The following is a 24,873-nucleotide window of genomic DNA, read 5'->3' as shown; positions in this document are numbered from 1 at the left end:
ACAACCTCCTATTCAGCTTTGGAAGCTTCTGTAATCACCGTCTGGATCCTGGCGATATTCTTTCTTACTTCCTTGATTCTGCTTGTATTATCTAACTGGTTCGTTGCATTCTGGAACCGAAGGTTAAACAGTTCCTTTTTCGCAGCTACTAATTCCTCATTTAATTCTTCTACAGATTTTCCTCTTAATTCGTTTACAAATGTATTAATTTTCACTGTTATCACCGCCTTCTAATTCTGCGCGAGAAACGATTTTGCATTTGCAAGGTAATTTATGCATTGCAAGACGAAGTGCCTCTCTAGCTATTTCCTCTGATACTCCTGCAATCTCGAACATTACACGGCCCGGTTTTACAACCGCTGCCCAGTATTCTACTGTTCCTTTTCCACTACCCATACGAGTTTCTGCTGGTTTTGCTGTTATCGGTTTATCCGGGAAGATTTTGATCCAAACCTTACCGCCACGTTTGATGTAACGAGTCATAGCGACACGGGCTGCCTCGATCTGATTGGAACGGATCCAACAAGGCTCTGTTGCGATGATCCCGTACTCACCATAAGAAATCGTGTTACCTCTTAAAGCTTTTCCTTTCATGGTACCACGGAATTGTTTACGACGTTTTACTCTTTTTGGCATTAACATTATTTATCGCTCCCTTCCTTATCTGCTTTAGTCGGAAGAACTTCGCCTTTGTAAACCCAAACCTTTACACCGACTTTTCCGTAAGTTGTGTCAGCTTCTGCGAATCCATAATCAATGTCAGCTCTCAGTGTTTGAAGCGGAATTGTTCCCTCACTGTAGAACTCTGTACGAGCCATATCAGCTCCGCCAAGACGTCCGGAAACAGATGTCTTAACACCAAGCGCGCCTGCTTTCATTGTTCTTGACATGCAGGACTTCATTGCACGTCTGAAAGAAATACGGTTTTCAAGCTGCTGTGCAATATTTTCTGCTACCAACTGCGCGTCTTTATCCGGTCTTTTGATCTCTTTGATGTCAACGACCAGTTTTTTATCTGTATATTTTGCAAGTTCACCTTTTACTTTTTCGATCTCAGCGCCGCCTTTTCCGATCACTACGCCCGGTTTTGCTGTATAGATCACGATCTTAACACGGTCAGATGCTCTTTCGATCTCGATTCTGGAAACACCTGCGCTGTATAATCTCTTTTTAAGAAATGTTCTGATTTCATGGTCTTCCACAAGGTTGTCTGCAAAATCTTTTTCTGCATACCATCTGGAATCCCAGTCTTTTATAACGCCGACTCTTAAGCCATGAGGATTAACTTTCTGTCCCATTATTGCCCTCCTTATCTTTCATTCAGCACGATTGTGATGTGGCTCATTCTCTTTTCGATCCTGTATGCCCTGCCCTGTGCTCTCGGTCTGATTCTCTTCATTGTTGGTCCTTTATTTGCATAACATTCCTCAATATAAAGGTTTTCAACACTCATACCATTGTTATTCTCAGCATTTGCGATAGCTGATTTTAATAATTTCTCTATTACGCTTGAAGCATATCTTGGATTATAAGCTAAAATACCAAGCGCTGTCTGTACATCCTTACCTCTGATGGCATCCAAAACGTAGCAGGCTTTCTGAACAGATACTCTGGCGTAAGAAATCTTAGCTGATGGTCTTGTATCCTTCTGCTCGTTTCTCTCTCTCTTAATTTGACTTCTATGCCCTTTTGCCATGGATGAACCCTCCTTTCGAAATATATAAATAATTATCTAACTTTTGACTTTTTCTCGTCCTTGCCATGTCCTCTGTATGTTCTTGTTGCCACGAACTCTCCGAGTTTGTGCCCAACCATATCTTCTGTTACATATACTGGCACATGCTTTCTTCCGTCATGGACAGCAAATGTGTGTCCGACAAATGACGGGAAGATTGTAGAACGACGTGACCATGTCTTAATAACTGTTTTATCACCTGATGCATTCATAGCGTCTACTTTTTTCAGTAAGCTTTCGTCTGCGAATGGTCCTTTTTTAAGTGAACGAGCCATAGGTTCTAACCTCCTTGTGAATCTAATTATTTAATCGCTTTACCGTCTCTTCTTCTTACAATCAGTTTGTTAGAAGCTTTATTTTTCTTACGCGTCTTAAGACCGAGCGCCGGTTTGCCCCATGGAGTACATGGACCTGGACGTCCGATTCCGGTCTTACCTTCACCACCACCGTGCGGATGGTCGTTCGGGTTCATAACAGAACCACGTACTGTCGGTCTGATACCCATATGACGTTTACGTCCTGCTTTACCTATGTTGATCAGGCTGTGATCGCCGTTTCCTACAACACCGATGGATGCTCTGCAAATGATCGGAACCATTCTCATCTCGCCGGAAGGAAGTCTTAAAGTAGCATATTTTCCTTCTTTCGCCATCAGCTGTGCGCTGTTTCCCGCTGAACGAACCATCTGTCCGCCTTTTCCTGGGTACAGTTCAATGTTGTGGATCTGTGTACCAACTGGGATCTCAGAAAGCGGCAGGCAGTTTCCTACTCTTACTTCTGCTTCCGGTCCATTCATAACTGTCATACCATCCTTTAACCCTTCCGGAGCAAGGATATATGCTTTTTCACCGTCTGCATAGCAGATCAAAGCGATATTGGCTGTTCTGTTCGGATCGTATTCAATACCGATAACTTTTGCCGGAATGCCATCTTTCTTTCTCTTAAAATCAATGATTCTATATTTTTTCTTTGCGCCGCCTCCGCGGTGTCTTACTGTAATCTTTCCCTGATTATTACGGCCGGCTGTTCTGCTCTTGGAATCTAACAGAGATTTCTCAGGAGTTGTCTTTGTGATTTCAGTGAAATCAGAGCCAGTCATCTGTCTTCTGGAAGGTGTATATGGGTTATATGTTTTAATTCCCATTACTGTCTCTCCTTTCGTTCATCCTAATTATTAGTTTCACGGATTTGCACCGTTTAGATTGATGAATTTTCATCATATGATACCAAGTTCGGTCCACCAAGCTTGTTCTGCGTTTCCGGCTTGATGCCAGAAGTCCGTGCGCCTAAGCTCAGGCTTCGTTTGCACTCGCTTTCACTAATGCTTGGGAACGGGTCTCGGCTAAAACTCAACCTGCGTCTTCGACTTGTTCTCGTTAAGTCTACAGACCCTCGAAAATTTCAATATCAGCGCTGTCCTCTGTGAGCTGGACAATCGCTTTCTTTGTCTTTGCTGTCTTTCCGTATGTCATACCACGTCTCTTTGTCTTTCCGTCCAGATTCATAGTATTTACACTTTTCACTTTTGTTCCTGAGAACATTTTTTCAACAGCTTCTTTTATCTGAGATTTAGTAGCTTCTGTATGAACAAGGAATGTATATTTCTTGTCAGCCATCAGCTCCATACTCTTTTCAGTAATGACCGGTTTAAGGATTACATCATAATACTGGATATTTGCCATTATGCGTACACCTCCTCAATTGTTGCAACTGCAGCTTTCGTTGTGATCACTGTGTTGTATTTCAGGATGTCATATACGTTGATCGTATTTGTGCGTGCTGTCTTTACAGCCGGGATATTCTTCGCGGAAATCTCTACATTTGTATTTCCGTCTTCCAGAACAACCAGTGCTTTATTTACATGCAGGTTGTTTAACACTTCCTGGAATTTCTTTGTCTTGATCTCATCAAATTTCAGTTCATCGATCACGATGAATTTATTTTCTTCTACTCTGGAAGAAAGTGCAGATTTCAGAGCCGCTCTCTTTTCCTTCTTATTCATCTTGAAAGAATACTCTCTCGGTGTAGGAGCAAATACCACTCCACCGCCTGTCCACTGCGGAGCTCTTGTAGAACCTTGTCTTGCATGTCCTGTTCCTTTTTGTCTCCACGGTTTTCTTCCGCCGCCGGAAACTTCAGAACGTGTCTTTGCTTTCTGTGTTCCCTGACGATTATTTGCAAGCTGATTTACGACCGCCATGTGTACAAGATGTTCATTCACCTCAACACCAAATACAGCATCGTTTAAATCGATCGTACCAACTTCTTTACCTTCGATATTATAAACAGATACGTTAGCCATCTGTGTGTTCCTCCTTTCTTATCTGTCAGACTATTTGCCGCTCTTTACTGTTTCTCTGATCGTTACCAGACATTTCTTCGGTCCCGGAACAGAACCCTTTACTAACAGCAGATTGTCTTCAGCGTCTACTCTGACAACCTCAAGATTCTGAACAGTGATTTTTTTGCATCCCATCTGTCCCGGCATCTTTTTGCCTTTGAACACCTTGCTCGGATCAGATGCAGCGCCGTTGGAACCGGCATGACGATGAAATTTAGAACCATGTGTCATAGGTCCTCTGCTCTGATTGTGACGTTTGATAGCACCCTGGAAACCTTTACCTTTAGAAATCGCGGTAGCGTCAATTTTATCGCCCGCCTCAAAGATGTCAGCTTTAATCTCCTGTGCCAATGTATACTCTTCAGCATTTTCAAATCTGAATTCTTTAACATATCTCTTTCCAGATACGCCTGCTTTGTCAAAATGACCTTTTTCAGCCTTTGTCACACCATTTCTGTGCGCGATTTCTTTTTTGCCGCTCTTGTCCTTTGTGACAATCTTTTCTTTTTTGTCAACAAAACCAACCTGAACCGCACTGTAACCGTCATTCTCTGCTGTCTTTACCTGTGTTACCACACAAGGACCAGCCTGAAGGACTGTTACCGGAATCAATCTTCCGTCTTCTTCATTGAAGATCTGCGTCATTCCAACTTTTGTCGCTAAAATAGCTTTCTTCATTATTATTACCTCCTGTGATTTACAGCGGAACGCTTGCGCGCTCATCCTAAATATAGGATCGTTACTGTTACTGTGTTCGTTTACCTTGCCATATCCGGCAAAGCTTCACCAAATGTTTTACTTGTTTTTCATTTTGATATCAATGTAAACACCAGCCGGCATTTCCAGTCTGGAAAGCGCATCCACCGTCTTCTGTGTCGGTGTCATGATATCGATCAGTCTCTTATGAGTTCTCTGCTCGAACTGCTCTCTGGAGTCTTTGTATTTGTGTACCGCTCTCAAAATTGTAACTACTTCCTTTTTCGTCGGAAGTGGTACCGGTCCACTAACCTGCGCCCCGTTCTTTTTTACAGTTTCGATGATTTTCTTTGCGGATGCATCAACAAGCTGATGATCATACGCTTTCAATGTGATTCTCATTACTTGACTTGCCATAAAAAAAGTCGCCTCCTTTTCGTACTTTTGACTTCAGTACGACAAGCGGTGACTGTACACTCTCCCGTGTGTGTCGCGAGAAACTCACACGTTGTTTCCTACTCTTACCTTACGGTAAACAGTGATCAGTTGTGATACGTACAGTGACTTGTCGCCAGTTTCCTAACTTGACATTCGCTCCACGGAAAACCTGCCATACAGTGCTTTCACACTATCAGCAGCAACCTCACGCTTCATAGCTATCATGCCACAGCTCTCTTAGTATATCTGATTCATACCCATTTTTCAAGTAGTTTTTTAGAAATATTGTATTTTTTTCAATACAATCTTGTTTTTAATCTCCTTCCTCATAACACTTTTCCTTTTCTTTCGTTTGCCATTGCGCCTTTCCTCGTGTTATAATAAAAATTGACAATTTCACCGAAAACGCGACAGAAAGGACAGGAAAAATATGGAACATGGCACACAGCTGATTGTAATGCTGACACAGCATGACTGTACCGTCAGAAATGCTTACGAAATTTTTGATCAATGCAAACACAGCAAGGTAAAATTTTGGGGCTTTAAAGAAAAGCCGCTTCCACTAGACCAGATGAAAGCATTATATTCTTATATGAAAGAATATGGAAAGACGACCTTTTTAGAAGTCGTTGCATATACAGAAGAGGAAGGTCTGCACGGTGCCAAAATAGCAGCAGAGTGCGGCTGCGACGTTCTGCTTGGTACTCTCTTTTCTGATTCGATCAATCAATTTTGTCAAAAAAACCACTTAAAGTATATGCCTTTTGTCGGAACGGTCACAGGCAGACCATCTGTCTTAAACGGCGCGATCGATGAAATGATACAAGAAGCCTGTTCCCTTCTTAAACAAGGGGTATATGGCGTCGATCTGTTAGGATACAGATACACGCAAGACGCTTCTCTTCTTATTAAAAGATTCGTATCTGAAGTGCCCGCCCCCGTCTGTATCGCCGGCAGTATCAACAGCTACAGTAGGCTTAAAGAGATCAAAGAAAGCGCCCCTTGGGCCTTTACTATTGGAGGCGCTTTTTTCGAAAATACATTCGGCGACTCATTTGGCAGCCAGCTTGACAATGTTTGCCGATACATAGACCAGTAGAGGATCACTCCTCTTTTCGTATCTGTTCCTGAGGAATCAGGCTGTAGTCATACATGACTTCTGAATGATTCTTCAGGAGCAGTTCTCTTTTTGCAAGCCTTCCTGTATCCTTTTCATATATATTTCTGTAGATCCGGGAATTTCTGTAATATTTTTCTCCCTCTTTTGCGAAATGATGATCTTCCTCCATCAGTTCATACTGCCATGGATAGGCTTTTTCGCTCCTTAACTGCGCATGCAGTTCCTCTTCATCACACCACACCAACAGCTGCACATTCTGCCCAGTCGTATTTTTAAACCGGTAGTCTACATTATTATAGCAAACAGACGTCCCGGAACTAAAAGGCATCCGTTTCCCTTCATTCGGTGCCAAGGCATCCGAATGTTGGTGAAATTCTGTTACTTCCAGCGGACTGTGCAGTACAATCCAATGGATCGTATTTGCCAGATTACAGAGTCCGCCTCCCAGACCCGGCTTGATCTCATCACCGCTGATCACACGCCCTTCCTGATACCCTTTTCTCTTTGTCGTATTTCCCACCCTCTTCCAGAAAGAAAACACTTCTCCCGGACGGATGAGCAGCCCGTTGATCTTTTCACATGCCAGACGGATATTCACAGCCTTCCCTTCCTGCAGTCTGCTGTCGATCCCCTTCCCTCTTTTTATCAGATGGGAACTATGCTCCGATACGACCACCGGCAGTTTTTCTTGCTGTATCGTCTTCGCAAACGGCTCCCTTTCAAAAAAATCTTTGATATGACGTTTCAAAATCTCTTTTCTAAGAGCGATCGCATAGCAGAACGGATTAATCTCACAAAATAATTTCTTCCTTTGCATTGTCACTTTTCCCTCTCTTTTGTATATTTCCCAGTCTATTCTGACATTTCTTATTATAACTATAAAATTTCAGAAGCAGTTTTTCCACAGTTCTTCTGATCCCTATTTTTGTTTCCGTGTCATACCCTATAAAACGCACCAATATGCTGTCAAGGCCGCTTAGATTCGCTCCTAGTATATCTGTAAAAACCTGATCTCCTATAAATACCGTCTCTTCCTTTTTCATATCTAACATCTCTACCGCCTTTCGGTAATTTTCAGGCTTTGGTTTCTGTGCGTCGCATATGTAAAAAGAAGAAATATTCTTTAAAAATCTTTTCACGCGTTCTTCATCATTATTTGACAGTAAAAGTGTCTGAAATCCCAGATTATGCAGCCAAGAAAACAGTGCGTCTACTCTTTCTTCCGAATCGTTTCCATGAGGCACTAAGGTATTGTCTATATCAAATATAAGACCTCTATATCCTTTATTATACAATTTTTCATAATCAATGGTAAATACACTTTCTACGTATTCACACGGATAAAATAATTTAAACATCTCATCCCCCTATTATTTTCGCTGTCACTATATATTTATAAACCATGTCTGCAAATAGAGTATAACACGAGTTATTTTTATCCTTCAATCCTTTCTTAGCGTCATATCTGTTTTATACACTTAGCCGTACTTTTTCGCGCCATACTCCAAAGAGATAGAACAGCATAAAGCAAAAGGACACTCCGACCCGGAGCATCCTCTTACTTTACCGTATTTATATTTTTGCTACATATTCAAACGGAAGCGGTACAACCTTACCCGGCGTATCGATCTTCACAAGCTGTTCTAATGTTGCTTTTACGATATTCGTCTGCATTTCTACGTCATTCGGCGCACCTGCGTTAGCACCCATCGGCACTAACGGAGCTACGGCACGTGGCGTACCGGTCTGACGAACGACCGGTGGGAGAGCTGCAATAATGATCGTCGGTATTCCAGCCTCCTCGATTGCTCTCTGCACTAAAACTGCAGAGCGATGACAAGTACCTCATCCAGCAGTTAAAATAACCGCGTCCACATCTTCTTCTTTAAACATCTGCGCGATCGCAGGTCCTGTCTCATGTTTAAATCTTTCCTGATCTCCGCCGCCGCCCATAAAACCGGCATGTACAGGCGCACATGCCCGGATGACTCCTTCTGCCGCCAGTTCATGGATACGGTCTATCGGAAACATACAGTTGATATCTTTATTCACATCACTGTTGTCATATCCGCCATGAGAGACCATCAATTCACTGGAAGGAGTCGTATTGGTAATCTTTCTCCAAGTAGAATCTCCGGCAAGATTAAAACGTTCCTGTGTTTTCAAATGTACACCCGCAGCTGTAGCAAGCGCGATAGACATATCCTTTAACTCCTTTTTCACAGGCGTCCAAACTGCCGGCGGTGTGATCGGGACAAATATCTCAGATTGAATCCCTTTTACCGTTGTCAAACTCATCTTCTCCACCTCCTTTATGATATATATCCTTTTTTTCACACATCTTTTTACGATGTCTGATATATGTGTCAAGATTGGATACGTATTTCTGATTCACCTCGGAATCCAGCTGTTCTATAAAGCTCATATTCCATGCGACCTCCTGTCCTATCTTCAGAGGATACTCTGTTATAAGCATGCGCATAGGTATTTTCAGGAACCCAAGCCGCCCCTTTAGATCTATTCCGACACATCCATCGTGAAGTTCCACAATAATGCCTTCCATACGTATCATCTTATCACCGTACTGCAGTACTGTTTTATCAGTCATATTTCTCTCTTCTCTTCTTGCTCATCGGCAGAGACTGCTCGTTTTTCACAAGCTCCACCGGTTTTCCTGTTACATTGGAAATCAATTCTACATTCGCCGCCTTCACCTGCGGATTCCACTTTCTCTCCGGTTTTTTTACATCTTCGCCCGCCATTGCGTTTTTCAGCATGGCAAGTGCTCTTAAAGCATCTTCTGTACACAATGTATTACAAGCGAGGACTTCGTTTTCGATTCCCGATTCTGACTTATTATTATCTACCATATTGGTCATATACTTATTTCCTACGACTAAAGCTCCCTGCACTGCGCAGAAAGAAAGTCCCACTACCGGGATGCCCCGCATGCCGATCTGTTCATGATGACTGGCAAAATCAATATGATTATTCCCAAAACCTTCCGTCGTCACGAACGCTCCATCCACATCCATCATCTCTACCATCATGCCTACTCGTTTAGACACATAGAATTTTTCCGCATTGATCTGCGGACTCCCCACAAAAATAACGCCGCACAAATCTACTTCTTTGTCATGGAGCGCTTCCAACACAAGCGGCTCTCTCCAGTAATGTCTGGACATTTCCTTAGATGCCGGTCCGATACAGGTCAATGCATGGATACAGCCGTCCAGCACTTCCAACGGTGAGACACAGACGGGCACATTCCCCAGGTCTACATTTGGTTTCGCTCCCAGCACACCGACCGGTTCTACCGGAAGGATCAGATTATCATGCATAGCCCCCTGTCCCATGATTTCTTTTACGATCACGACTTTTTTCTTTCCCGGCCTTCTCACTTGCTTAAACTCTTCTGTATCTACTACCAGGCTTTCATCTTCTACTTTTTTCAATGCTTCCCGGATTTCCTGGGTGATCACATCTGTGGCTGCATGTGCCGCCAACGGTCCCGGTCTTTCCATATTCATACCAGCTTCTATAGTCACCTGTGTCTTAATGAAAATCTCACCCTTATCCGGCGCTCCTGGGCGGTTCCACATAATATTTTCATCCAGATACCCTTCAGAAGAACCAAATTCTCCGATCTGTACTCCGTTATCGTCTGTTCCCGTCACCATCATAATGACGCCGTCCAAGACTCTCGTCACACCTGTACCGATCTCTGCCTCTCCTTCTTTGCAGGCAATAGGCTGTACATCCATGATCGTTTCCGAATACGTATGGTATTCTTCCGGTGTGATGATCTGGATCTTCAAGTCATGCACTAATTCCTGGGAAGCGACACACTCTGCTTCGATTCCCTCGCGGATGTACAGCACCGTCCCTTCTATTTTCGTCTCAGGACCACGCTTCACTTCCGTAATTTTGTAGTGCTTTCTCGTGAGGTTTCGAACCGTTTTTTCTTCTGTTGCTTCTTCTGCCATTTCAGCTGCCTGGACAGGCTGTGTGGATTCCTTTGCGATTCCCATCTCTTTCGTGCCGGATGGCTGTACGCCGCCTGCCATAGCGACCGGAAGCTCTATATCTATATCTTTTCCTTCTCCAATATGGATCTTCAAAATACTGTTCTGTATTACCGTCTGCGGCTCTTGTATCCTATCCGCAGCCAAATCCTGTGCTTCTGCTTCTTGTTCTGCTTCCGATCTCATTGCTTCCTTTTCTTCTGTATCCGGCTGTTCCTGCACAGCAATCCCTTCTACCACCTCAGCAGTTAAAGGACACAGTGAATCACAGGTCTTCTTTAATTTAGCGCCCAATACCTGTTCGATCGTAAGTGCCCCTGTCAGATCCAAAAGTCCCGAATCCACCAAATCATCAAAAATTGCCGGATCTTCTAAGTTAGAAGCCTGGATCGTGATTCCTTCTTCTGCCCTGCAGCAAAGCACTGCCGGGTCTTTTGCGTGTTCTTTCGCGGTTTCCGCTGTAATAGACATATCCTCTCCTCCTGTTATGAAATTCTATTTTCCGTTCGGCAACTGTTCCACCTGTTTTGAAACTTTCAGCCGTCTGTATAATGGATGATGTATCGTCCTCATCACGTGGTCTGTTTGATGAAAGACTTTCAGCTTCATCTTTGGTGCAGACCCCATTACTGTGTTTGAACAATCCGAACAGTTTCCGATGATAATGTATTCTGCTCCATCCTTTTTAAACTGTAGACATTTTGCCGCCTGTCCGGGACAATTCCCTGGATTTTCACATTTAAGCGCCCCATTTTTCATCTCTATCGCCTGCTTACATCTCGCCACTGAGACAGGTGTGCCATGCATTTTCTCACAAATATCACGCATTCTCTCTTCGCTGCCTCCACAGGCGCATACAAGCAGTCCGACCGGTGCTCCATGCAGATCCGGAAGATCGATCGTCACGATAATGCCGCCTGTCGTCTTTGTGACCGGCTCTGTCAGGCTCACCGCTTTCCCGGTAAAGGGACCGCCCATGATAACTTCTCCATACGCTCCGTCTATCCCGCCTGCCTTCTCGATCAGATCTTTGACACTTATGCCGACCGGAACATCCATATAAATACGCGGTCCTTCCTCGCCTTTGAGCTTGCCTGTCACAGTTATATTCTTGCTGAAACAAGGCTTTTTCAATTTTACTGCTTCAAAGACTCTAAGGACTGTTTCTACATTGATAACTACGGCGTCCGCTGCTGAGGGAAGCTGTACCGGATCCAGAAGTTTCCCCAGGCATTCCCGCACGATCGCCCTTTCTTCTCCCATTGGATATATATCCGGAAGCAGATGTATGTACATAGCTTCTTCTTTCGCTACCGCGCTTCGCAGTCTTTCGACTGCCCGTTTATTTTTCGCCTTTATCGCAAATATGACTTTGGCTGCATGTGTCATCTCCATACACAGCCTTGCTCCTTCTATAGTCATATCTGTCTTTTCTTCAATCTGCCGGATATTGTGGCCTAGTCCGGGCTCACATTCCACAGCATTGACAAGGAGCGTGCCGCCATGCAGATCTATATCCAATTTTACTCCTGTAGGGAAACCGGCGCCTCCCATTCCAACAATCCCCGCCTCCTTTACCATCTCCAGCGGGCTCCCCGGCTCCAAGGAAAGAAACTCCTCTTTCTGCACTTCATCCGGACAAATAATGATACGGTCGTCTCTGACTTCCTGTACCACTCCGTATACACTGGAAAACAAATTAGCTCCCAGCCCCTGCGGCTTGGCAAGCAATGTCCCTTTCTGCACCTTCTCGCCCTCTTTTACCACCGGTCTGCACGGTGCGCCGACATGTTGTTTTAAAAGAAACTGAAGATTCTCCATTGTCCTTAAACTCCTTTATTTCCACTGTCCCTGCCGGACAGTTATTTTCTGGCGGAGGCATGTGGGAATCGAACCCACCCAGGACGCTTCAAACGCCCAACACTGGTTTTGAAGACCAGGAGGCACACCAGTTACCTTACTACCCCCATATTTCGTTTTTGTAAAATCATAGTAACAAATAATCATTGACTTTTCAAGGGGTTTCAGCCATAATAATAGTTAAATAATGAACTATATACTAGAATATAGTCTATAATATTGCCGTACAAAATACTAGAATATAGTCTAATTACAGGCATTTGCGAAATCGTACTTTTATTTTGCCTGTTTACAATTTTTTTATTTTAGGAGGAAATGTATCTATGAATTGTACACCTGCTATCAAATTAGATTCTTTCGAATCAGCCTTTCATGCGATCGACACACACACGGTCGGTGAATTCACCCGCATTATCACGTCCGGTTTTCCTGCGTTGCAAGGCGCCACGATGATAGAAAAGAAGCAATACCTGGCAGAACATTATGATAAATACCGCCAAGCGCTCATGTATGAACCACGCGGGCATCATGATATGTTCGGCGCTCTCATCACAGAACCGGTACATGAGGAAGCCGATTTCGGCGTTATCTTCATGGATACCGGCGAATATTTGAACATGTGCGGGCATGGAACGATCGGGACGACTACAGCATTGATCGAATCTGGACTTGTTCCGGTTAAAGAACCTTATACTGAGATCGTGTTAGATGCCCCTGCCGGTCTCATACACGCCAAAGCAGAAGTAAAAGACGGAAAAGTTTTAAACGTAACATTGACAAACGTCCCTGCTTTTCTCTATAAAGAGAACCTTACCACTGTTGTAGATGGAAAAACCATCCACTATGATATTGCATTTGGAGGAAGTTTTTTTGCTCTGACAGATGTCGAACAGCTTGGATGGACAGTAGATAAAGAATCCATCCCAAAGCTGACTGACCTTGGCATGAAGCTGCGCCACCAGATCAACCAGGAAGTGGAAATCCGACATCCCAACTTAGATATTACAACTCTGGATCTGGTAGAATTCTACTGCCATACGGATACGCCTGGATGCAACTACCGTAATGTCGTTATTTTCGGAGACTGCATGTCAGACCGCTCCCCCTGCGGCACCGGAACCAGCGCTAAGTTAGCTGCCTTGTATGCCAAAGGCGAGATCAAAATCGGGGAACCTTTTATATATGAAAGCTTCATCGGATCCCGCTTTAAAGGAGTCATCAAAGAAGAGACAACCGTAGGTCCCTACAAAGCTGTCATCCCCCAGATTACAGGGAGCGCATATATAACCGGCATATCCACCTATGTTATCGATCCGGACGATCCGCTCAAATACGGTTTTAAAGTCGCACGCGGCGAATAGCTTTCACTTAGCGTGGGGCACACAGCCTATACTTACAGTGACTGTGCTCCTTGAAATTCCCGGAAATGCTGTATATAATAGAGACAACACTCATCTACTTTAGAAAGGAATTTCATATACTATGCCCCGTAAAAAATCGACCACCAAAAACCGGATCGTAAAAGCTGCCTGGAATTTATTTTATAAATATGGCTATCACGATACGACCGTGGAGGACATCATCAAACTCTCCAAAACGTCTAAAGGAACTTTTTATCACTATTTTAAAGGGAAAGATGCCTTACTCTCCACGTTGTCCGATCTGTTCGATCAAAAATATGAAGAGATCAGCACTTCTATGGATCCCACGCTAAATGCGCGAGAAAAACTGCTTCTCTTAAACCACGAACTTTTTTATATGATCGAAACGAGTATTGATCTGAAACTCCTGGCGTCTTTGTATTCCTCACAGCTGATTACGAAGGACAGCCGTTCCCTGCTGGATGATAACCGCTATTATTTCCAGCTGGTCCGTGATGTCATTGCAGAAGGTATGCAGACAGGCGAATTCAAAAACACTTCTTCTGTAGAGGAATTAACAAAAATATATACCATGTATGAGCGCTCTCTTCTCTATGATTGGGCGCTGTGTGAAGGGAATTATTCTCTGTCTGCCTACAGCGACAGACTTCTCCCTCATGTATTAGATACATTTGAAAATGGAATTTGAGCGTTCAGCTTAAACAGAAAATAAAAGACTAGGAGAAATCACACTCATGTATGTTTCTCTTAGTCTTTTTTAGTTTACGATTTATTCGTTTTTCGTTTGACTGATACAACGATCAGCACCGCTAAAGCTGAAATAATAGTGCCTATTCCCCACAGCAAAATATTTGTTTTATCTCCTGTTTCTACACTTCCGTGATCATTAAGTTTATTACTATCTGGTTTACTAGGTTTATCTGATTCATCAAAGATTATTGGCGCATCTTTATCTTTAACAAATTCCCACGTTCCAATAAACTTAATATTCCCATTTTCATCTGTATGTTCAGTATTTGCCACCTTACTGTCAGCGTCATACCCCTCAAATTTCCATACTCCGTCTGAAACTGCAATTTCTGTTTCATCCGGTTGCATAGCATTGACTGTAGCACCTTCTGCATATTTATCAGAATCTATAGGCAATACGTCTGTAATGGCATCCGGGAGTTGTTTTCCGGCTGTTCCGCTCACAAATTCATACAGCACCTGATATACATCTTTTTTTGCCACTTGCCACATATCATAATCGCCTTTATCTTCTGTATTTGCATCTGCAAGTTTCTTAAAATATAAACCACAAGATACAGCATTTTTGTTTGCCAACTCAAAAGTATCTTCACTTACTTTCAAAGCATTGATATAATTTTGTCCAACAATCGGTTTTCCCTCTTTTGAAGTGTCTGTCTTATCAACAAGGGTTACTGCCGTTTTCCCTGTAGCCGTGCCCAGAATTTCTAGAGGTATCTTTTCGTCAGGGTAATTTTCTTGATCTACAAATGCTAATACATTTAATTTGTTTGAAGCTGCTATATAATTTCCACCAATCATGGTTGGTACGAATACATTCCATGTACTGTTTACAATTGCAGAATTACCATAGATTTTATCAACATAAGCACATTGGTTAAATGTATATATATCATCATTGCTTGTCACAACCGTTTTATCATAAGCATTATCATTTTTATAACCATATCCAAATGCAGCATAATCATTCATCACAATTTTAGAATTGTTTGTATTAGTTGTAGTTGTAACATAAAGAAACCCTTTTGCAATCCAAGTCCCATGATCCATTGTCAGAGCACCTTTGGAATATGCCTGTTTATTGGTTGTGAGGCTAGCGTTTGTATTAATGTTAACATCATAAACAGTACCAAATGCATTCTTCTTTTCATTTCCTAAAGTCACATCAGACTCATTAATAACATTCATCTCTGTGAAATAGCCTACAATCGGAATAGAAGTTTTAGCTTTGTCAAAGTTAAGAACAGATCTTTCTTTTGAATCTGTATTATTCACTCCCCAGACGCCGGCTTCATCATCGGTAAACTTTGGAGTTCCTGTAATATTAATTTCCATATTACCACCAACTGTACCACCATAACCATAAATACCAGACAACAGTCCACTATCCAAATTTACAGTTACATCTTTTCCGGCTTTCGTTCCACTCAAAAGTGGTAAAATACCACTTTTCTCATTATAAGAATTTCTCAAATCAACATTTTGGGCGTTGATTAAAATATCTCCGCCGACACTTGAACCTGACGTTCCTGTATTATCGGCTCCCACAATATCTTCCAAATGAGAACCCTTGGCATTGATCGTTACTTTTCCAGCAACTGTGGCAGATCCTGCACCCACAATTCCCGGAGGATCATTAGCCGGAGTTCCATCTTTATCCCACCCCCAAACATTTTCATAAGTATCAATCGTTACATTTCCACCAACTTGGAATAAGCTGCCTGTTAAATTTATTTTTTCACCGGCACCAACAATATCCCAGTTAGCAGCAATTCTGCAAATACGATCTGTACCTTCATATGCAGGATCCCCTGCAATAATATGTATATCTCCATCAACAATTGACTGTGTTGGATCTTCTCTCATTCCTTCAATACCAATTGCATACCCAGCTTTCACTTGTACAGTTACATTTCCCTTAACATGAGAGTTATACGCTCCAACTATATTTTGTGGTGCCGTACCTGTGACCGGACCATCAAGAATCAATGTTACATTTCCACCTACCTCAAGTGGTGTACCACTTGGCTTATCTCCGCCATAAGCAGTTGCTTTATTGGTTGCCACAAGATAATGACCTGCCTTGTTTCCGTAAGTAATATTACCTGCAAGTTCTACATAAATATCACCTTCCACGGAACCCTTATAACTACCACCAACAACTGTATTTTCTATATCAGTAGTGTTGATTTTTCCTGTACCATTGATTTTTACATAAACGCTTTGTACTGTCTTTGCTTTTCCTCCACCATAAAGTGTACCAGAAATCGTAAATTCGCAATTCTCTGTAAAGATAGTTCGATGTCCACTACAATACAATGTTTCGGCAGATGCCTTTACATTATCTAATGTAATATCACCTACTAATTCACTTCCAAGAGTAAGTGCGTATTTCTGTCCGTCTGTGCTTTTTACAGTAATGGTTTTATTAGCAGCACCAACAAATTTTACATTAGTTCCAATATCCGCAGTCAACACAATTGTTGCCTCTGTTTCTTGGCTATTTTCAATTTGCTCTAATGCAGTCGTCAATTCATCTCCACTAGAGACCTCATAAGTATTTCCATCTGCTTGCAGCAGATTGGAGGTTGTTTCTACAGCAGTAAGCTTTTCTTTTTCTTCTGCTGGAATTTCTTCGCCCGTTTTCTTTTCCACTAATTCAGTTATTTCAACCGGTATTGTTTCTTCCTGTTCAACACCGTCCGTAAAATAGTCTACCTTAAAATCATATTTTTCATTTACAGAAACGGTGTAGGTAATAACAGTCAAATCTTCTGTTTTCTCTGTACCGTCGGGCAATGTTACCTTCTCCAACTGAACAGTTTCTGTCTCCGTAAATTCTAAAGAAATCGTTGCTTCTGTTTTATCTTCATTGATTTCCTGCAAAACTTCATATTGAAGCGGAAAAGCCGTTGTTTCTTCAGCAAACACAGTCTGCGGCACCAAACCTGCTGCCACAATCAACGTAAAAAACCACGCAGCTGCTCTTCTGGTTAGCTTCATTCCTATTTCCTCCTATCTATCTTTTGAACCAAATGTATATAAAGAGATAAGTGAAATGGTAAAAAAAGCAGACATTTTTTACCAGTGATGGTAGAATGATAAAATGAGATACAGTAAGATATGGTAAGTATTTTTTTATCGAAAATGTATAAATCAAAATAAACTATGATGATTTCCGGATAAAAAAGTATTTGACGCTATGGTAGGAAATGTCTACTTTCTGTGTCAATAAATGTCTACTTTTAATTGCATGAAATACTACTGTTTTCCACGGTTTTTTCATATTTTTTTATCCAGTTAGAGAAAGTATTATGGTTTGTATGCAGCAGCAATGCGCCTTTACGTTTACTGATTTTATTTTCTTTCCATAATTGATAGATTTCTTCAAATTCTTTTGGCACAGGCAACGGCGGTCGTCCCAGTCGTATTCCTTTTTCTTTGGCAATGCGTATGCCCTCGGCTTGCCGCTGTTTCGTATTTTCTCGTTCTATCTGCGCTGCATAGGAAAGTATTTGTAACACTAAGTCAGCTATAAACTTTCCTGTAATCCCATTTACTTGATTTCTGGTATCTAAAAGCGGAAAATCTAACACGATAATATCTATATTTACCTTTTTTGTGAGACGACGCCATTGCTCCTGTATCTCATCATAGTCTCGTCCTAATCGGTCGATTGATTTAATATAAAGTTCATCGCCGGATTTTAACCGCTTTAATAACAACTGATATTGTTCGCGATGAAAATCTTTACCGGATTGTTTATCAATATACATATCTTTCTCTAAAATCCCGATATTTAGCATTGCTTCTACTTGTCTTGCAATATTTTGATCTTTACTCGAAACTCGAATGTAAGCATATTTATTCATTATACTTCCTCCTATACATTAAATTATAAGAGAAATTATAATTTTCTTATCGTTTAAATTTGAAATAAAAATCAAATTCCATATGAACTATCTAACGTTCTTTTTTTGAGAAACGGCGCATGAAAAAACTTTCATTTTTTCATGCGCCCTGATTTATTTATACAAAATTATCTGTTATGTTTTCTCCTTCTGCCATGAAGAACTATACCAGTCAATACAGCGCCTGACAGGAGCATAGCTGCGATCCAGATCATCTTATGGCTACTGTCTCCCGTTTGCAGACTGCCTGCCGTTCCTTTATCCAAATCTGGTTTTTTCGTCGGCTTTGTCGGATCTGTGGTTTCAGGCGGAGTCACAGTACCGGTTTTCGTATTCGTTATGATAAAACCTGTCTGTGCATCTCCGGTTATCTGCGTAGTATAACCAGAAACAGATGCCTCAGATACAGTATATGTATAAGCTTTGCCGTCCTTATCCTTGGTTGGCAGATCCTCAAAGGTATGGTTCCAATTATCTGCCGCCGTCAAGACTGCGGTATCGATAACTGTACCATTGCTCAACAGATCCACCTTGATGGACCCAGGACGGTCTTGTTCACTGTCTCCGGACCACACCTTAGTTACACCAACTGAAGCTGCAGCAGACGCCCCGATAATGATGCCTCCGTTAGCGCCTATGCCGCCGCCCTTATCCGCGGTATTTCCTGTGATAAACAGGGCTGCTTCCTTTTCTGCCATAGTCTTAACATCCTCGGAATGTGGAATCGCCTTTAATGCCAGGCAATCCTTATATCCGATCACGGTCACCGGATCGGTGTCGGCGCCATCCATTCCATAACGTGGAACTCCTTCCTGCGTAATAGGGTACACACCAGTACTAGGCAGGTAAACGGCTCCGTCTTTGTACCACTGGACGGCGCCGCCGCCTAATAGACGCTCAGCCAATGTAGCAGGATAATCATCCGTCGAATATGCAGAAAAGACAAAATCGTCTCCTGCGCCTTTCTGCATATCCATGTCTTGCGCCGTGTTGTCAAAAACAGCCGCACCTTCCGTCACATAGACCGTAACCTTGCCTGTAGCGCAGAACCACATGCCGCCGCCCTGACGAGCGGTATTGCCCGTGATCAAAGCGTTAGACAAATGCAGGGTACTATAATAGTCATAGTTTCCCTCGCTGTATATACCACCGCCCATATTCGAAGCCGTATTTCCAATGATCTTCCCGGCCTTTAGTTCCACCCCATTAGAATAGGAGTAGATACCGCCGCCAATGCTTCCTTTATTGTCGGAAATGGAACCTCCCTCCATCACAAAGGCCGTATTGTACTCATTCTGTCCCGTCTGCAGATTGCCGTCCACCACACAGACACCTGCCCCCTGAACGCCTTTGTTGCTGCCAATGCTGCCGCCAGTCATATGAAAGGCAGCATTATTCTCTACATGAACAGCGCCGGAGCCTTTCGTTCCGCCTGAAGAAGTACAAGAATTACCGCTAATAGAACCGCTGTCAGACAGGGTAAATTCCGTACGGTGAGCAGCATCACCGCCCCACAGCATCACAGCACTGCCTCGATGCCCGGTATTCCCGCTGATAACGCCGCCGCTCATAGTTCCACTGGCATATCCATACAATAAAACTCCTGAAGAACAGTTCAGCGCAGCAGCAGCCGAAGCACTGTTATCGGAAATCTCACCGCCTGTGATCTTTATCCTTGCCCCCTCACTGACCCGTACGATCCCGCTGTAAGATACAGAGTTGTTATGCAGAGCATTCCCGGCGATCTTACCGCCAGACAGGGTGAATACTGCCCCTTCTCCCCGGCTGTCGATCACTCCCAGACCGCTGGAGGCAGTTCCATTAGCACGATCATTCGTGATCTTAGAGCCAGTGACTGCGGCATTCCCAGTCAGTTCTAAGCTTCCCTGGTTCAGTACGATACTGCCGCTGTTATAGCGGCCAAAGAGTGTAACTGCCCCGTTGATAACCAAGGAGCCGCCTTCTTCTACCACAAGCAGATTTCTCAAATCGACGGCTGTCTTCGTCCCGGCGATCTGACACGCCTGCTCTGCGGTGATAGTGACAGTCCCTCCGGCAGGGACCGTAACAGCCGTATCCAGCTTAATGTTCTTTTGCAGTGTTACTGTACCGCCATTCTCCGACGCTGCCGCCGTATTTACTGCCTCTTGCAGAGTAGGCGCGCCTGCTTTATCAGAAATTGTATCCCCCACACTGTCCTCAATGGATTGCTGGGTGTAGGTGACGGTAACGCTGTCCGGAAGCGTTCCTATTATGCTTACGTTATCCTGGCTATTGTCAAATATGATCTCCTGCAGGGCAGTATTTTCTCCAAACGCATTGGCATTCACACTCTCTATGCCGCTGCCGATCTCAAATTTTTCTACTGCGGTATTGTTAAAGGCATATTCGCCAATAGTAGTCACGCTGTCTGGGATCTTTACCGTTCCATTTAAATTTTCTGCATACCAGAACGCATAGTTCCCGATAGACGTCAAGGTATCCGGAAATACAATATCAGAAATATTCGTATACAAAAAAGCCCATATCCCAATGGAAGTCAGGCTGTCGCTCAAAGTTACGGCGTCAATGCCTGTATAACTAAAGGCTTTGTTTGGGATCACATTCAGATTGGAAAGGTCTAATGCCCCGGTCAGATTCTCACAATTATAAAAAGCATTCGCCCCCATCTCGCTCACACTGTGCAGATCTACCGGACCGGGCAAAGCGGTACATTCATTAAAAGCATACTGCTCCACCTTCGTAACCTGACTTAGATCAGGGATGGTTGTCAAAGTCGTACACTTATTGAATGCCGAGGAACCGATAGATGTGATCGTCCCTTTGGCAGTAACACTCTTCAAACTGGTACAGCCACTGAAAATACTAGATGGGATCTCCGTCATAGAAGCCGGCAGCTCTATACTTGTTAAGGAAGTACAATTTGAAAACAGACTGCCCTCTTCGACAACAAGCCCTTCTGGCAAAGTAATCCCCGCCAGGGCAGTAGCGCCGCTAAAAACCGCAGGCTGCGTGATACGCTTGAGCGTGGAAGGCAGATTGATCGTAGTCAGAGACGAGCAGCGAGCCACCATAGAATTGGAAGAAATCTCCTCCACGCCTTCCGCAAAACTCAAAGTCTGCAAATTTGTCATGCCTTGAAAGCTGCCGTTAAAATTTTTAATGCTGCCCGGAATACTCAACTCTGTTAAGCCGGGAAATTTAGAAAAAGAAGACCAATTTACCGTAGTCAGAGTATCCGGCAAAATCAACTTCGTGATGTTCGCACATTTTGAACTCGCGGAAAACTGTATCTCTGTGACCGGATATTCTTCTCCCTCATATACAGCAACACTGGGCAAAGTAACTTCCGTAGGCATCTCTGGATTCTTCACCTGCCACAGATTTGCCCAACGATTCGTTCCATCACTATGAAAATCTATGGTGTAGGTGATCCCATTTATAATAAGTTCCTCATTCTCCTTTACTATAGTGGAATCTGCCAAAGAAGTCTGCTCATTCTCCCCGGCGGCAAGTACGCTCTGTGAGCATAAGGAAACGAGCAGTATAAAACTAAGCAGCAAACTCATATATCGTTTTCTTATCTTCATTTTACTTTCATCCTTTCTCTGATTTTTTACAACAAAACAAGCGTATTCTCTCCCATATAAAATGGACGAAATACGCCTCTAATATTGTATGATCTTTTCTGACAGATAAAAATGAATAAAATTATGCCAAGCAGGCAAAATCTTGTCATATTCCATTATATCTGTCAACCCCTTTTTGAAAAAAATTATTAAAAACTATAAGTATAATACCATAAATCACCTTTTCCGGCAAGAAAATTTTTGGCGAAATATGGTGGAATATACAGCAAAAGAGGCGGCAAAAAGCCTTACACGAGCATCTCGTGCAAGGCTTCTTCTTCAATCTTCTTTTCTTCCATGATCTGCATGATCTGCTCTTTTTCTTCTGTTTCCGCACACCAGGCAAGTCCGCATCCTGCGGAAAGCGATCGTGGGACCGGGATCAGCCGACCTTTTATCCCCGTCGTTTTACATGCCTTTTCCATCGCCATGGCGTCTGCTGTCGTATGGAATGTCACGACCAGTTTCTTTTCTTTCTTTCGGAGCATTATTCGATCACCACCGCAAATCCGTCTGCTGTCTCTTCAGAAACGGCTTTTTTCCCATGGTCTTTTGCAAATTTTTCCACATTCATTTTCTGATGTGGCTCTGTCACTAAAATCCGTACCGGACCGCTGTTTTCTTTTAATGCCTGTGCCGTAAGCATTAATGGCTCCGGACAGGAGAGGCCTCTTGCATCTACTTCTTTCATTTCTTCTATCCCCTTTGTTTATCTATTTACCTTCTTTACGTTTATTGAGAAACGCGATCACAAAACACACAGCAATACAGATCAATACCGCGATCTTTCCATTGAGCGGTACTGCGCCTGCCACGACTTCTTTTGTTTCCGCATTTATGGCTGTTCCGCTCGCTGCAAGGCCAAAATTATGACACATAGCCGCCCCTGCGAACATTCCCAGAACTGTCACCGCCGCATCGGAAGAGCCCTGTCCTGCCAGGATCAACTGGCGCAAAGGACATCCTCCTGCAAGTACTGCGGCAAATCCAACAGCATACATTCCGATTATATTCCACAGATGTTCAGAGTGCGCGATAATCCCCGGCGTATCAAACGCTAATACAAATTTCCCAGTCGCCACATTAAAGATAAGCATCACTGCGAATACACCGCCGATCACTGTCAACAGATCGAAATTTCTCATCAATATAACATCCCGGATACTTCCCGCAAAACACATCCTGGATTTCTGTGCGAAAGCTCCAAATAGCAGTCCCCCTGCCAAAGCCATAAGAATGGGCGCATGCATGCTTCCCGGTCCGCTGACGCTCGATTTTAGCAAAGACGTGCATACCGCCAGCAAAAGCACGCCCACCATCAATGCCGGAAATACGCCTCCGCTCATCCGATTGGTAAGATGCGCACGTCCAAGACTAAATCCTTTTTTCAGCGCGATACACCCTGTCCCTACTCCAAGTATAAAACCGACCAGTGCAACCCAGGCGTTTAGATCTCCCGCCGACATACGGATGATCATCCGCAGCGGACAGCCCAGAAATACAAGGGAACCGATCATGATCACGATCCCAAGGACAAAACGTACCATAGGCGACGAGCCTGCTGTCGAACGGTACTCTTTCGTCAGTACGGATATGATAAAAGCGCCAAGTACTAAACCGATGATCTCCGGTCTTGCATACTGCACCACCTCCGCAGAGTGCATGCCAAGCGCGCCGGCTGTATCCCGGATAAAACAGGCAATACAAAACGCCATATTTGCCGGATTGCCAAACCAGGCAAGACATGCGGCCACCGCGCCGCAAATGATCCCTGCCAACGCCAGCTTTTTCTTTGAATCTGATAAGTTCATCTTTCCTCTCTCCTAACTCTTCGCAAGTTCTTTTACTGCCAAAATGGCAGTTTCTATCTCTTCTTCTGTATTAAAATGTGAAAAACTGAATCTGACCGCTCCCTGTTTTTCAGTCCCCAACGCTTTATGCATCAGAGGCGCACAGTGTGCACCCGGCCGGGTAGCGATCCCGAAAGATACCTGCAGTTCATCACTGACTTCAGAAGAATCATAATCCCAGATATTAAGAGATACGATCGGACATCTCCATTTTACGGAAAAGTCCCCATATATCTGAATACCTGGTGTCTGGGAAATGGAGTCATAGAAATGTCTCATATGCTTTAATTCCGTCTCACGTATCGTATCGATGCCAGTCCGCTCCAGATAAGTAAGCGCCGCACTCAGGCCGGCGATTCCATGTCCGTTCAGGGTTCCGGCCTCCAACGCCGTCGGCATTTCATCCGGATGATGCATATTATATGTATCGATCCCGCTTCCTCCACTTAACAGAGGACGCACTTTCACGCCTTCCCGGACATACAGTCCCCCTGTTCCCTGCGGTCCCAAGAGTCCTTTATGTCCGGTAAAACACAAGATGTCTATGCCCATCTTCTGTACATCTATAGGATAAACACCTGCCGTCTGTGAAGCGTCTACGATCAAAAGAAGCCCATACTTTCTGGCGATCGCGCCCACTCTTTCAATGTCTATCATATTCCCTGTCAGATTCGATCCATGTGTACAGACGATTGCCCTCGTATTCTTACGGATACTCATTTCCATCTCTTCAAAAGAGAGATTTCCCCTTTGATCGCAGCCTAAAATAGTCAGTTCCACCCCTTTTTCACGACATTCGTAGAGCGGACGTAAGACAGAATTATGCTCCAGCACTGTCGTGATCACGTGATCCCCCCGCTGAAGCGTTCCTTTTAAAGCGATATTCAAACTTTCTGTAGAATTTGCTGTAAATGCAATGCGTGACGCACCCTCGGCGCCAAAAAGTACTGCCAATTTTTCTCTCGTCTCATAAATGATCCTTGACGCGCTTAAGGCTCCGTCTGCAGCGCCTCTGCCGGCATTTCCTATTGTAGAAAGCGCCTGGCAGATAGCTTCTCCCACCTCTTTTGGTTTCTGCATTGTTGTTGCAGCATTATCCATGTAAATCATATCCATCTCCTATTTTCCCTGTCTTT

Annotated in this window: 26 protein-coding genes and 1 tRNA gene; 3 read left to right on the top strand and 24 right to left on the bottom strand. The window is 43.5% G+C overall.

The window, feature by feature from the left end:
- Positions 1–8 precede the first annotated feature (8 nt).
- The 10 genes from rpmC to rpsJ form a co-directional block, all read right to left on the bottom strand.
- Positions 9–215 carry a 50S ribosomal protein L29 gene (gene rpmC, locus WKT01_RS02975; RefSeq protein ID WP_059067901.1) on the bottom strand — a complete coding sequence of 69 codons (207 nt, stop codon included), beginning with the start codon at positions 213–215 and terminating at the stop codon, positions 9–11.
- A complete protein-coding gene (rplP, locus tag WKT01_RS02970; RefSeq protein WP_059067899.1) occupies positions 205–642 on the bottom strand; it encodes a 50S ribosomal protein L16 in 438 nt (145 codons plus the stop codon). The genes rpmC and rplP overlap by 11 nt, the downstream gene beginning before the upstream one ends.
- On the bottom strand, positions 642–1,298 hold the full coding sequence (gene rpsC / locus WKT01_RS02965; protein WP_059067897.1) for a 30S ribosomal protein S3: 657 nt from the start codon (positions 1,296–1,298) through the stop codon (positions 642–644). The genes rplP and rpsC overlap by 1 nt, the downstream gene beginning before the upstream one ends.
- Before the next feature lie 11 nt (positions 1,299–1,309).
- Positions 1,310–1,696: a 50S ribosomal protein L22 gene (rplV, locus tag WKT01_RS02960; protein WP_059067895.1), complete on the bottom strand. Its 387-nt coding sequence runs from the start codon at positions 1,694–1,696 to the stop codon at positions 1,310–1,312.
- Positions 1,697–1,728: 32 nt separating this feature from the next.
- A complete protein-coding gene (rpsS, locus tag WKT01_RS02955) occupies positions 1,729–2,010 on the bottom strand; it encodes a 30S ribosomal protein S19 (RefSeq protein ID WP_059067893.1) in 282 nt (93 codons plus the stop codon).
- A gap of 26 nt (positions 2,011–2,036) precedes the next feature.
- On the bottom strand, positions 2,037–2,879 hold the full coding sequence (rplB, locus tag WKT01_RS02950) for a 50S ribosomal protein L2 (protein ID WP_059067891.1): 843 nt from the start codon (positions 2,877–2,879) through the stop codon (positions 2,037–2,039).
- A gap of 238 nt (positions 2,880–3,117) precedes the next feature.
- On the bottom strand, positions 3,118–3,417 hold the full coding sequence (gene rplW, locus WKT01_RS02945) for a 50S ribosomal protein L23 (protein WP_059067889.1): 300 nt from the start codon (positions 3,415–3,417) through the stop codon (positions 3,118–3,120).
- On the bottom strand, positions 3,417–4,037 hold the full coding sequence (gene rplD / locus WKT01_RS02940) for a 50S ribosomal protein L4 (protein ID WP_059067887.1): 621 nt from the start codon (positions 4,035–4,037) through the stop codon (positions 3,417–3,419). Before rplD ends, rplW begins: the two co-directional genes overlap by 1 nt.
- A gap of 30 nt (positions 4,038–4,067) precedes the next feature.
- On the bottom strand, positions 4,068–4,754 hold the full coding sequence (gene rplC, locus WKT01_RS02935) for a 50S ribosomal protein L3 (protein WP_059067885.1): 687 nt from the start codon (positions 4,752–4,754) through the stop codon (positions 4,068–4,070).
- A 117-nt stretch (positions 4,755–4,871) separates the two neighbouring features.
- Positions 4,872–5,189: a 30S ribosomal protein S10 gene (gene rpsJ, locus WKT01_RS02930; RefSeq protein ID WP_059067884.1), complete on the bottom strand. Its 318-nt coding sequence runs from the start codon at positions 5,187–5,189 to the stop codon at positions 4,872–4,874.
- A gap of 451 nt (positions 5,190–5,640) precedes the next feature.
- Between rpsJ and WKT01_RS02925 the strand changes: the two genes are divergently transcribed.
- Complete coding sequence (locus WKT01_RS02925; protein ID WP_059067841.1) at positions 5,641–6,309, top strand: hypothetical protein; 669 nt, start codon at positions 5,641–5,643, stop codon at positions 6,307–6,309.
- Positions 6,310–6,313: 4 nt separating this feature from the next.
- Here WKT01_RS02925 and WKT01_RS02920 read toward each other — a convergent pair whose 3' ends face one another.
- The 7 genes from WKT01_RS02920 to WKT01_RS02890 all read right to left on the bottom strand — a co-directional run bounded on the left by WKT01_RS02920 (position 6,314) and on the right by WKT01_RS02890 (position 12,323).
- A complete protein-coding gene (locus tag WKT01_RS02920; protein ID WP_117973945.1) occupies positions 6,314–7,147 on the bottom strand; it encodes a VanW family protein in 834 nt (277 codons plus the stop codon).
- Positions 7,122–7,688 carry a YqeG family HAD IIIA-type phosphatase gene (locus tag WKT01_RS02915; RefSeq protein WP_059067837.1) on the bottom strand — a complete coding sequence of 189 codons (567 nt, stop codon included), beginning with the start codon at positions 7,686–7,688 and terminating at the stop codon, positions 7,122–7,124. Before WKT01_RS02915 ends, WKT01_RS02920 begins: the two co-directional genes overlap by 26 nt.
- Positions 7,689–7,902: 214 nt before the next feature.
- Positions 7,903–8,628, bottom strand: coding sequence for a D-proline reductase (dithiol) protein PrdB (gene prdB / locus WKT01_RS02910; RefSeq protein ID WP_082667501.1), 726 nt, complete (start codon positions 8,626–8,628; stop codon positions 7,903–7,905).
- Positions 8,594–8,938, bottom strand: coding sequence for a CBO2463/CBO2479 domain-containing protein (locus WKT01_RS02905; protein ID WP_267304062.1), 345 nt, complete (start codon positions 8,936–8,938; stop codon positions 8,594–8,596). The genes prdB and WKT01_RS02905 overlap by 35 nt, the downstream gene beginning before the upstream one ends.
- Positions 8,931–10,826, bottom strand: coding sequence for a D-proline reductase (dithiol) proprotein PrdA (gene prdA / locus WKT01_RS02900; protein WP_059067832.1), 1,896 nt, complete (start codon positions 10,824–10,826; stop codon positions 8,931–8,933). The genes WKT01_RS02905 and prdA overlap by 8 nt, the downstream gene beginning before the upstream one ends.
- A 24-nt stretch (positions 10,827–10,850) precedes the next feature.
- Entirely contained in the window at positions 10,851–12,176 is a 1,326-nt protein-coding gene (gene prdC / locus WKT01_RS02895; RefSeq protein ID WP_059067830.1) for a proline reductase-associated electron transfer protein PrdC, read from the bottom strand.
- Positions 12,177–12,225: 49 nt separating this feature from the next.
- Positions 12,226–12,323: transfer RNA gene (locus tag WKT01_RS02890), tRNA-Sec, on the bottom strand.
- Positions 12,324–12,538: 215 nt separating this feature from the next.
- Between WKT01_RS02890 and WKT01_RS02885 the strand changes: the two genes are divergently transcribed.
- Both WKT01_RS02885 and WKT01_RS02880 read left to right on the top strand, forming a co-directional pair.
- A complete protein-coding gene (locus WKT01_RS02885) occupies positions 12,539–13,576 on the top strand; it encodes a proline racemase family protein (protein WP_117973943.1) in 1,038 nt (345 codons plus the stop codon).
- Between the two features lie 121 nt (positions 13,577–13,697).
- On the top strand, positions 13,698–14,285 hold the full coding sequence (locus WKT01_RS02880; RefSeq protein ID WP_059067826.1) for a TetR/AcrR family transcriptional regulator: 588 nt from the start codon (positions 13,698–13,700) through the stop codon (positions 14,283–14,285).
- 74 nt (positions 14,286–14,359) lie between these two features.
- Here the strand turns inward: WKT01_RS02880 and WKT01_RS02875 are convergent, their stop codons facing one another.
- From WKT01_RS02875 to WKT01_RS02845, 7 genes are all read right to left on the bottom strand, one after another.
- Positions 14,360–17,350 carry an SHIRT domain-containing protein gene (locus WKT01_RS02875; RefSeq protein WP_059067824.1) on the bottom strand — a complete coding sequence of 997 codons (2,991 nt, stop codon included), beginning with the start codon at positions 17,348–17,350 and terminating at the stop codon, positions 14,360–14,362.
- Between the two features lie 242 nt (positions 17,351–17,592).
- Complete coding sequence (locus WKT01_RS02870) at positions 17,593–18,219, bottom strand: recombinase family protein (RefSeq protein ID WP_059067821.1); 627 nt, start codon at positions 18,217–18,219, stop codon at positions 17,593–17,595.
- A 167-nt stretch (positions 18,220–18,386) separates the two neighbouring features.
- Complete coding sequence (locus tag WKT01_RS02865) at positions 18,387–21,848, bottom strand: leucine-rich repeat protein (protein ID WP_340311435.1); 3,462 nt, start codon at positions 21,846–21,848, stop codon at positions 18,387–18,389.
- Positions 21,849–22,135: 287 nt separating this feature from the next.
- Positions 22,136–22,375: a DUF3343 domain-containing protein gene (locus WKT01_RS02860; RefSeq protein ID WP_059067818.1), complete on the bottom strand. Its 240-nt coding sequence runs from the start codon at positions 22,373–22,375 to the stop codon at positions 22,136–22,138.
- Positions 22,375–22,578 carry a sulfurtransferase TusA family protein gene (locus WKT01_RS02855; RefSeq protein ID WP_059067816.1) on the bottom strand — a complete coding sequence of 68 codons (204 nt, stop codon included), beginning with the start codon at positions 22,576–22,578 and terminating at the stop codon, positions 22,375–22,377. Before WKT01_RS02855 ends, WKT01_RS02860 begins: the two co-directional genes overlap by 1 nt.
- 22 nt (positions 22,579–22,600) lie before the next feature.
- Positions 22,601–23,698 (bottom strand): YedE family putative selenium transporter, encoded by a 1,098-nt coding sequence (yedE, locus tag WKT01_RS02850; RefSeq protein ID WP_340311434.1) that lies wholly within the window; start codon positions 23,696–23,698, stop codon positions 22,601–22,603.
- 12 nt (positions 23,699–23,710) lie between these two features.
- On the bottom strand, positions 23,711–24,847 hold the full coding sequence (locus WKT01_RS02845) for an aminotransferase class V-fold PLP-dependent enzyme (protein WP_340311433.1): 1,137 nt from the start codon (positions 24,845–24,847) through the stop codon (positions 23,711–23,713).
- Positions 24,848–24,873: the final 26 nt, after the last annotated feature.

The organism is Mediterraneibacter sp. ICN-202921, from assembly GCF_037890075.1.
Lineage (GTDB): Bacteria > Bacillota > Clostridia > Lachnospirales > Lachnospiraceae > Mediterraneibacter > Mediterraneibacter massiliensis.
The sequence above is the reverse complement of the archived record's forward strand: the minus strand, read 5'-3'. Positions and strand labels throughout refer to the sequence as shown.

What these genes read in the sequence shown, in the direction of transcription:
- rplP (WP_059067899.1), bottom strand. Translation starts at nt 642, where the DNA reads ATGTTAATGCCAAAAAGAGTAAAACGTCGTAAACAATTCCGTGGTACC.
- rpsC (WP_059067897.1), bottom strand. Translation starts at nt 1,298, where the DNA reads ATGGGACAGAAAGTTAATCCTCATGGCTTAAGAGTCGGCGTTATAAAA.
- rplV (WP_059067895.1), bottom strand. Translation starts at nt 1,696, where the DNA reads ATGGCAAAAGGGCATAGAAGTCAAATTAAGAGAGAGAGAAACGAGCAG.
- rpsS (WP_059067893.1), bottom strand. Translation starts at nt 2,010, where the DNA reads ATGGCTCGTTCACTTAAAAAAGGACCATTCGCAGACGAAAGCTTACTG.
- rplB (WP_059067891.1), bottom strand. Translation starts at nt 2,879, where the DNA reads ATGGGAATTAAAACATATAACCCATATACACCTTCCAGAAGACAGATG.
- rplW (WP_059067889.1), bottom strand. Translation starts at nt 3,417, where the DNA reads ATGGCAAATATCCAGTATTATGATGTAATCCTTAAACCGGTCATTACT.
- rplD (WP_059067887.1), bottom strand. Translation starts at nt 4,037, where the DNA reads ATGGCTAACGTATCTGTTTATAATATCGAAGGTAAAGAAGTTGGTACG.
- rplC (WP_059067885.1), bottom strand. Translation starts at nt 4,754, where the DNA reads ATGAAGAAAGCTATTTTAGCGACAAAAGTTGGAATGACGCAGATCTTC.
- rpsJ (WP_059067884.1), bottom strand. Translation starts at nt 5,189, where the DNA reads ATGGCAAGTCAAGTAATGAGAATCACATTGAAAGCGTATGATCATCAG.
- WKT01_RS02925 (WP_059067841.1), top strand. Translation starts at nt 5,641, where the DNA reads ATGGAACATGGCACACAGCTGATTGTAATGCTGACACAGCATGACTGT.
- WKT01_RS02920 (WP_117973945.1), bottom strand. Translation starts at nt 7,147, where the DNA reads ATGCAAAGGAAGAAATTATTTTGTGAGATTAATCCGTTCTGCTATGCG.
- WKT01_RS02915 (WP_059067837.1), bottom strand. Translation starts at nt 7,688, where the DNA reads ATGTTTAAATTATTTTATCCGTGTGAATACGTAGAAAGTGTATTTACC.
- WKT01_RS02905 (WP_267304062.1), bottom strand. Translation starts at nt 8,938, where the DNA reads ATGACTGATAAAACAGTACTGCAGTACGGTGATAAGATGATACGTATG.
- prdA (WP_059067832.1), bottom strand. Translation starts at nt 10,826, where the DNA reads ATGTCTATTACAGCGGAAACCGCGAAAGAACACGCAAAAGACCCGGCA.
- prdC (WP_059067830.1), bottom strand. Translation starts at nt 12,176, where the DNA reads ATGGAGAATCTTCAGTTTCTTTTAAAACAACATGTCGGCGCACCGTGC.
- WKT01_RS02885 (WP_117973943.1), top strand. Translation starts at nt 12,539, where the DNA reads ATGAATTGTACACCTGCTATCAAATTAGATTCTTTCGAATCAGCCTTT.
- WKT01_RS02880 (WP_059067826.1), top strand. Translation starts at nt 13,698, where the DNA reads ATGCCCCGTAAAAAATCGACCACCAAAAACCGGATCGTAAAAGCTGCC.
- WKT01_RS02875 (WP_059067824.1), bottom strand. Translation starts at nt 17,350, where the DNA reads ATGAAGCTAACCAGAAGAGCAGCTGCGTGGTTTTTTACGTTGATTGTG.
- WKT01_RS02870 (WP_059067821.1), bottom strand. Translation starts at nt 18,219, where the DNA reads ATGAATAAATATGCTTACATTCGAGTTTCGAGTAAAGATCAAAATATT.
- WKT01_RS02865 (WP_340311435.1), bottom strand. Translation starts at nt 21,848, where the DNA reads ATGAAGATAAGAAAACGATATATGAGTTTGCTGCTTAGTTTTATACTG.
- WKT01_RS02860 (WP_059067818.1), bottom strand. Translation starts at nt 22,375, where the DNA reads ATGCTCCGAAAGAAAGAAAAGAAACTGGTCGTGACATTCCATACGACA.
- WKT01_RS02855 (WP_059067816.1), bottom strand. Translation starts at nt 22,578, where the DNA reads ATGAAAGAAGTAGATGCAAGAGGCCTCTCCTGTCCGGAGCCATTAATG.
- yedE (WP_340311434.1), bottom strand. Translation starts at nt 23,698, where the DNA reads ATGAACTTATCAGATTCAAAGAAAAAGCTGGCGTTGGCAGGGATCATT.
- WKT01_RS02845 (WP_340311433.1), bottom strand. Translation starts at nt 24,847, where the DNA reads ATGATTTACATGGATAATGCTGCAACAACAATGCAGAAACCAAAAGAG.